Origin of the sequence: Myxococcus llanfairpwllgwyngyllgogerychwyrndrobwllllantysiliogogogochensis, from assembly GCF_006636215.1 — a bacterium.
Lineage (GTDB): Bacteria > Myxococcota > Myxococcia > Myxococcales > Myxococcaceae > Myxococcus > Myxococcus llanfairpwllgwyngyllgogerychwyrndrobwllllantysiliogogogochensis.
Genome location: NZ_VIFM01000406.1, coordinates 1 through 7,419, shown reverse-complemented (window position 1 = coordinate 7,419; position 7,419 = coordinate 1). Strand labels below are relative to the sequence as shown.

5 protein-coding genes are annotated in these 7,419 nt (G+C 67.7%); 4 read left to right on the top strand and 1 reads right to left on the bottom strand.

The window, feature by feature from the left end; all coding sequences use genetic code 11:
- The 4 genes from FJV41_RS46910 to FJV41_RS46895 all read left to right on the top strand — a co-directional run.
- Positions 1 to 695 (top strand): heparinase II/III family protein (locus tag FJV41_RS46910; RefSeq protein ID WP_181791449.1); only part of this gene is annotated, 695 nt, incomplete at its 5' end.
- 67 nt (positions 696 to 762) lie between these two features.
- The gene (locus FJV41_RS46905; RefSeq protein ID WP_141649134.1) at positions 763 to 2,082 is read left to right on the top strand and encodes a nucleotide sugar dehydrogenase; all 1,320 of its coding nucleotides are present in this window, start codon (positions 763 to 765) and stop codon (positions 2,080 to 2,082) included.
- A 117-nt stretch (positions 2,083 to 2,199) separates the two neighbouring features.
- Entirely contained in the window at positions 2,200 to 3,930 is a 1,731-nt protein-coding gene (locus FJV41_RS46900) for a TldD/PmbA family protein (RefSeq protein WP_246137863.1), read from the top strand.
- A gap of 511 nt (positions 3,931 to 4,441) precedes the next feature.
- The gene (locus FJV41_RS46895) at positions 4,442 to 5,383 is read left to right on the top strand and encodes an OmpA family protein (RefSeq protein ID WP_181791447.1); all 942 of its coding nucleotides are present in this window, start codon (positions 4,442 to 4,444) and stop codon (positions 5,381 to 5,383) included.
- A 22-nt stretch (positions 5,384 to 5,405) separates the two neighbouring features.
- On the opposite strand, the gene FJV41_RS46890 is transcribed toward FJV41_RS46895, so the two are convergent.
- On the bottom strand, positions 5,406 to 7,262 hold the full coding sequence (locus FJV41_RS46890; protein ID WP_141649131.1) for a hybrid sensor histidine kinase/response regulator: 1,857 nt from the start codon (positions 7,260 to 7,262) through the stop codon (positions 5,406 to 5,408).
- Positions 7,263 to 7,419: the final 157 nt, after the last annotated feature.

The following is a 7,419-nucleotide window of genomic DNA, read 5'->3' as shown; positions in this document are numbered from 1 at the left end:
AGCGCGGGGTGGGCGGGCACAGCCACAACGACAAGCTGTCCTTCGAGTTGCACCTGGGCGGCCGTCCTCTCATCGTCGACCCTGGCACGGGCTCGTACACGAGAGAGCCGGCGATGCGGAACGCGTTTCGTGGCACGGCCGCGCACAACACCGTGCAGGTGGATGGGGTGGAGCAGGCCCCGTTGGACCCGGCGCGTTTGTTCGCGCTGCCCGAGGGTGCGAAGGCGCGCGTGGTGGCCTTCCTTCCTGGCTCGAGCGTGGACAGATTGCGTGTCCGTCATGATGGGTACCGCATGCTCCCCGCGCCGGTGGGCATCGAGCGCACGTTCCGGTTGAACCGGCACGAGCGCGCGTTGGCGGGGTGCGACAGCTTCATCGGCACCGGGCAGCACGAAGTCATTGGACGCTTTCATCTCCCCGACGAGCAGGCACGGCGCGTGACGCCGGATGCGCAGGTGCTCGCCCGGGCGCAGCGCGCGGCGGAGGAGCCGCTGGAGTTCGAGCCCCTCGCGGTGGAGCTGGGCCCCGCGGGCGCGCCGCTCGCATGGATTCTGCTGGAACGCGGACTGGAGTCTGGACTGGTGGCGTCTGGGTATTCACCCGGCTACGGGCGGGTGGTGCCGGCGATGACGGTGGAGTTCCGGAGGCAGGTGAAGCCTCCGACGGGTTTGAGGTGGTTGGTTGTCTTCAGGTGAGTTTCGGGTCGGGGCGTGACCGTCTTGACGGCACGTCGCATCAGGAGAGGTGAGGACGATGAGGGTGATGGTCGGCAGCCCGCTGCTGGAGCGTATTCGTCGGCGGGAGGCGAAGGTCGGTGTGGTGGGGTTGGGGTACGTCGGTCTTCCTTTGGGTATGGCGTTCGCGGAGGCGGGCTTCCCGGTGTTGGGGCTCGACGTCGACAAGCGCAAACTCGACAAGATTGAGAAGGGCGAGAGCTACATCAAGCACATCCCCAGCGGGCCGCTGGCGGAGCTCACGAAGTCCGGCAAGCTGAAGGCGACGAACGACTTCGCGAAGGCGAAGGACCTGGACTGCGTCATCATCTGCGTGCCCACGCCGCTGACGGCTTCGCGTGAGCCGGACATGAGCTACATCATCCAGACGGGTGAGTCGCTCGCGCCGCACGTGCGCCGGGGGCAGCTCTTCATCCTGGAGTCCACGACGTACCCGGGCACCACCGAGGAGGTGCTCAAGCCCCTGCTCGAGAAGAACGGCCTCAAGGCGGGCGTGGACTTCCACCTGGCCTTCAGCCCCGAGCGCGAGGACCCGGGCAACAAGAACTTCAACACGAAGACGATTCCCAAAATCGTCGGCGGCTACTCCCCGGAGTGCTCCGAGGTGGCGGCCGCGCTGTACGGCAGCGCGCTGAAGGAAGTGGTGCCGGTGTCCTCCACCCGCGTGGCGGAGCTCGCCAAGCTGCTGGAGAACATCTACCGCTGCGTGAACATCGCCATGGTCAACGAGATGAAGATGCTCTGCGACCGGATGAACGTGGACGTGTGGGAGGTCATCCAGGCCGCCAGCACCAAGCCCTTCGGCTTCCAGCCGTTCTACCCGGGCCCAGGGCTCGGTGGGCACTGCATCCCCATCGACCCGTTCTACCTGACGTGGAAGGCGCGCGAGTACGAGTTCCACACCAAGTTCATCGAGCTGGCCGGCGAGGTGAACTGGCAGATGCCGTACTACGTGGTGCAGCGCACCATGGAAGCGCTCAACAAGAGCCGCAAGACGCTCAACGGCGCGCGCGTGCTCTGCCTGGGCGCCGCGTACAAGAAGGACATCGACGACATGCGCGAGAGTCCTTCCCTGCGCATCATGACGCTCCTGGCGGAGAAGGGCGCGGACATCAGCTACCATGACCCGTACGTGCCCGAGCTGCACAAGGGCCACGGCTTCAACATGGAGATGAAGTCCGTCCCGTTGGTGCCGGAGAAGCTGGGCGACTACGACGTCGTCATCATCCTCACGGACCACTCCAACATCGACTACGCGGCGGTGGTGGCGAATTCGTCGTGTGTGATTGACACCCGCAACGCGACCAAGGGCGTGTCCCTGGGCCGTGAGAAGGTGACGAAGGCGTAAGCAGGGGCCCGGAAGCCGACCCTCCGGGCAGGGGTCCACGACTCCAGGTGTCGGGAGGGGCACCTGGGGTCGGCGGACCTGCTCGTCTTGCGGGGTGGTTTGGGTACAGTGGGGGCCGTGAATTCCCTCACCCGACCCGTTCTCCCCCTGCTGGCGGCCTCGGCCGTGTTGCTGGCGGCGACGCCCGCGCAGGACTCGCGACTGACGCTGCTCGATGCGATGTCGAGCGAGCTGTCGCGCAACCAACAGCAGCTCAAGCTCCAGAGTCACGAGCCGCCGTACTTCATGAGCTACCAGCTCAAGGACTACGCGCAGGAGGTCGTGGCCGCGCGTTATGGCGCCGTCTTCCTGGACGACGGCTACCGCGAGCGTCGGCTCTACGTCGACACGCGGGTGGGCGACTATGCCTTCGACAGCTCGGTCGAGGAGGGGCTGGAGTTCTCCTTCTCCACCAAGGGCACCAGCTACACCTCGCGCAAGGAAGGCCCGCTGGATGACTCGCCACTGGCGCTGCGCACCGCGCTGTGGCTCATCACCGACGAGAAGTACAAGTCGGCGCTCTTCCAGTTCCTGAAGAAGAAGGGCGAGGACGTCTACTCGGTGGAGGACCCGAAGCGTCCGGCCTCCTTCACGAAGGAGAAGGCGAGCAGCTTCGTCCAGCCGCCGGTGGCGAACCCGTTCAACCGCGAGCGCTGGGTGAAGCTGTCGCGTGAGGTGTCCGCGCAGTTCAACGCGCATCCGGAGATCTTCGACTCGGAGGTCCGAGTCACCTCGGACAAGGTGACGCGGCTGTTCGTGTCCACGGAGGGCACGCGGCTGGTGACGGAGGAGACGTTGTACGGGCTCCATGTCACGGCGGTGACGCGGGCGCCGGATGGGCAGCTCCTGGATGACTCGCGGGACTTCTACGCGCCCACGGAGGCGGGGCTCCCGGACGATGAGCGCGTGCGCGCGGCGGCGGCGAAGGTCATCGAGGAGTTGCTCGCGCTGCGGCAGGCTCCCGCCATCGACCCGTACTCGGGGCCCGCCATCCTCGCGCCGGAGGCCTCGGGCGTGCTCTTCCACGAGACGGTGGGGCACCGGCTGGAGGGCGACAGGCAGGACGGGGACAACGAGGGGAAGACCTTCAAGGGGCAGATCGGGAAGCTGGTGCTGCCCGCGTTCCTGTCCATCCATGATGACCCGTCCCAACGTGCACTGGCCGGGGAGCCGCTCAACGGGTACTACCTCTATGACGAAGAGGGTGTGAAGGGGCAGCGGGTGACGCTGGTGGAGAAGGGCGTGCTGCGAAACTACCTGCTGGGTCGACGTCCGGTGGATGGGTTCCTCAACTCCAACGGACACGGGCGCAGCCAGGGCACGCTGAAGCCGGTGGCGCGCATGGCGAATCTGATGGTGGAGAGCACGCGGCAGGTGAGCGACGCGAAGCTGAAGCAGATGCTCATCGACGAGGCGAAGCGGCAGAACAAGCCCTATGGCCTCATCATCCGCGACATCACCGGGGGCAACACGAATACGTCCAGCTACGGCTACCAGGCCTTCAAGGGGGTTCCGCGCATGGTGTACCGGGTGGATGTGAAGACGGGGAAGGAGTCGCTGGTGCGTGGCGTGGAGATTGTGGGCACGCCGCTGTCAGCGGTGAACCGCATCATGGCCACCGGCGAGAAGCGGGGCATCTTCAACGGCTTCTGCGGCGCGGAGAGCGGCAACGTGCCCGTGTCCACGGTGGCGCCCGCGGCGCTGCTCCAGGAGATCGAGCTCCAGCGCGCCGTTGAAGGCAAGGACCGTCCGCCCATCCTCCCCAGCCCGACGACCCTGCAGGCGTCGCCGGCTCGCGAGAAGCCCTGATTCGCCAATGCGGGGGGCATGGCACAAAGAACGTCCGGCACCGCCGGGCGGATGGGCGGAGAGCGGCGCGGTGCTCCTGAGGGGAGCCCGCGTCGTGTGGCGTCTGTTGTCGGCTCGGGCCGCTGATTCAGGCGCGGAGGGCGAACCGCCGAGAAGAAACCGTGCCGTGCCGCGAGCGAGGACTGGCGTCGTGTGGAGTCATGCGATGTCCCGGGACGGAGGTCGCGTTGCGAGGAATTTGTGGAGCCGGATGGCGCCACGAGCAAGGACTGGCGTCGTGTGGAGTCATGCGATGTCCCGGGACGGAGGTCGCGTTGCGAGGGGTTTGTGGAGCCGGATGGCGCCACGAGCAAGGACTGGCGTTGCGTGGAGTCGTGCGACGGCCCGGGACGTAAGTTGCGGCGCGCGGAGTCTATTGCGCCGCATGGCGCCGCGAGCAAAGGCTGGCGTCATGTGGAGTCGTGCGACGTCTCGTGACGGAGGTCGTGTCGCGAGGAGTCTGCTGTCCGCGTTGGGTGTCCTGTTCGTGCTCCTCCTGGGCGGTGTCGGAGGCGCGGAACCCCTGCCCTCGGGCGAAGCGTGGTTGGAGTTGGTGCATGAGGACAGGCTGAGCCCGGGTGGTAACTGGGAGCTCATCTCGGTGGAATCCACGTTGGATGGACGCCCCCTGCCATCGGCCCCAGAAGATGGCGCGCGGAGCGCGTCGGGCGGCCCCCGGCATGTGCTGCCGCTCGGGTTGCACTGGCTCGACGTGACGACGGTCTACGAGGGACGCTCGGATGTCTTCTCGTACGTGGAGGGCTATCGCTTCGTGATGCGCGGGCGCGTGACGCTCGACGCGCGGCCTGGCGATACGGTGCGCATCACCTCCACGGCGTATGAGCGCGACGGCGTCACCGTGCAGTGGCAACAACGTCCCGCCTTCCTGCTCATGGGGCAGCCCCAGGAAGCGGTGGTGGGAATCGAGTACGGCGCCGCTGCGAACAGGCCGCTCCCGGAGGACGTGGCGGCGCGGGTCGTCGATGAGGTGCTCGCGGAGGCTCGACGGCTGTCTCCCATTCAATCCGTGGCCACGGCCTCCGTGTCCTCTGCTGCCGAGCCTCCTGGCACCTGCGAACTGGAGCCCATCTTCTTCGCCTTCTTCGACACCCGACTCTCCCCGGAGGGCGATGCCTCGCTGCTGCGCGCGGCGGACTGTCTCCGTGAGCGTCCGAGCCTGCGCGTCCGGCTGCGAGGCCACGCGGATGTGCTGGGGACCGAGTCCGTCAACGCGTCGCTGGGATTGGGGCGCGCTCAGTCCGTGGCCGCGAGACTCGAGGCGCTCGGCGTGGAGGGAAGCCGCCTGCTGCTGGAGACACACGGCGCGGACCAGCCTCCGTGTGATGACGGGACTCCAGGGTGCTTCGCGCGCAGCCGCCGCGTGGAGTTGGTCGCGGAGCCGTCTCCTCCCTGAGTCGCGAGCCTCCGCCCGGCGCTCAATCCAGCCGCGCGGAGCCCACCGTCATCACCATGTCGCGCAGGTGCTGCGCCTCGAAGGGCTTGGCGAGCACCGGGTTGCGCACTTCCTGGAGGAAGCGCTTCGTCTCCGGGGTGAACGCGCCGCCGCTGATGAAGACGATGCGGTCATGCAGCCCCGGCCAGGTGTCGCGGACGGAGTGGTACACGTCCATGCCCGTCAGCTCCGGCATCATCAAGTCGCAGAGGATGACATCGAAGGCCCTGTCCTGGCCCAGGTGCGCCAGTGCCTCGCGGCCATTGGCGACGGTGACCAGTTCGTGGCCTCGCAGCAGCCTGCGCATCAAGTCGAGCACGCGAGGCTCGTCATCCACCACCAGCACGCGTCGCCCCAGGGACGGAGGGCCGACCCGGGGGAGCGGTGCGACGAAGGCGTCATGCTCCGCGCGGGGCAGGAACACTTCCACGGTGGTCCCCTGGCCCGGCTCACTGCTCACGCCAATGCGTCCCCCCAGCGCGGAGATGATGTCGCGACAGATGGCCAGGCCCATGCCCATGCCTTCGCCCGAGCGACGCGTGGTGAAGAGCGGGTCGAAGATGCGGGGCATGACGTCCGCGGCGATGCCGCAGCCGGTGTCGCTGATGGAGAGCCGCACCTCGTCGGCCTCGGCGCGCAAGGCGACGGTGATGCGATGCTGGGAGGCGTGCCCGTCGGGGATGGCGTGGGCGGCGTTGAGCACCAGGTTGAGCAGCACCTGGCCCAGCTTCGTCGCGGTGCCACGCACCCGGGGCACTACGGTGTCGTAGTCGCGCACGACTTGCGCCCGGTGGCGCAGCTGGTTGGCCGCCATCCGGAGCGTGCTCTCCGTGACGGCCTTGAGGTCCACCGGCTCCATGGCCTCGGCGCTCGTGGCCGAGAGGGCCTTGAGGTCCGCGACGATGCGCTGGATTCGCAGCGTGCCCTCCAGGGCTTCGTCGAGGACCTGGCGACATTCCTCGTCCGTGGGCTCGTTGGGGCCGGGCAGTCGCTCGCGCAGGTATTCGAGATTGCCCGCCGTGTACGCGAGCGGGTTGTTGATTTCGTGCGCCAGCCCCGCCGCGAGGATGCCGAGGGACTGCGCGCGCTGCTCCCGCTCCTTCTCCTGGAGGAGCTGCGCATCCCGGCGCTTGCGCTCCACCGCGTTGACCAGCACGTGGCCCGTCAGGCGCATCAGGTGCCGCTCTTCCGGCTTCCACTCTCGCGGCTGGTCCATGGCGTCGAACCCCATCCAGCCGATCAACCGGCCCGCGAGCAGCAGCGGCGCGTTGATGTAGGAGCGGATGGACAGCAGTGCGCAGAGGCGCCGCTCTTCGGTGGCCTCGAGGGGAAGCTTCGCCGCGTCCGTCACCGTCACCATGCGGCCCGCGCGCAGCTCGTCCAGCGACCAGCGGAAGTCCACCACGGAGCGTCCCCGATGGGTCGCCAGTCCGTGGGGCTGCATGCCATGAGCGCACCACTCGTAGGAGTCCGACAGGTGCTCGCCGTCGTCGGAGAGCAGGTTGACGTAGCCGCGCTGCGCGTCGATCTGCCGGCCAAGCACTTCCAGCGCGGCGCGGACGCCAGCCTCCAATTCGTCGGGTGGCAGGTTGAGCAGCTTCTGGGACGTGTCGGTGAGCAGCGACCAGCTCTTGAGCAGGAGCCCCAACTCCCCGCGCATCTCCCGCAGGGCCTCGGCTTCCTGGCGCAATGTCACCTGCGCGCCCTCGGGAAGCCCCGGGGCTCGCGTCACGCTGAGTTGATCCAGGACGTCGGCGGACTGCTGGAGTCGCTCCAGCAGTGTCCGAGAGTCCGTTGCCTCGGCGGACAGCGCTGGGCTGCTCCGCTGCTGCTCGGCCATTGATTACCCCCTCCCGTCCCCGCACAGGCTTCCCCAACCTGTGGCGCGGATTTCAGCTCGGCCGAAATTGTGCCACCAGTTTGTTCTCTGCATCCAGTGTGCATTTTTGAAATATGCAACCGGGCAACAGGTGGTGGCGGCGACTCAGGGGGAGGTG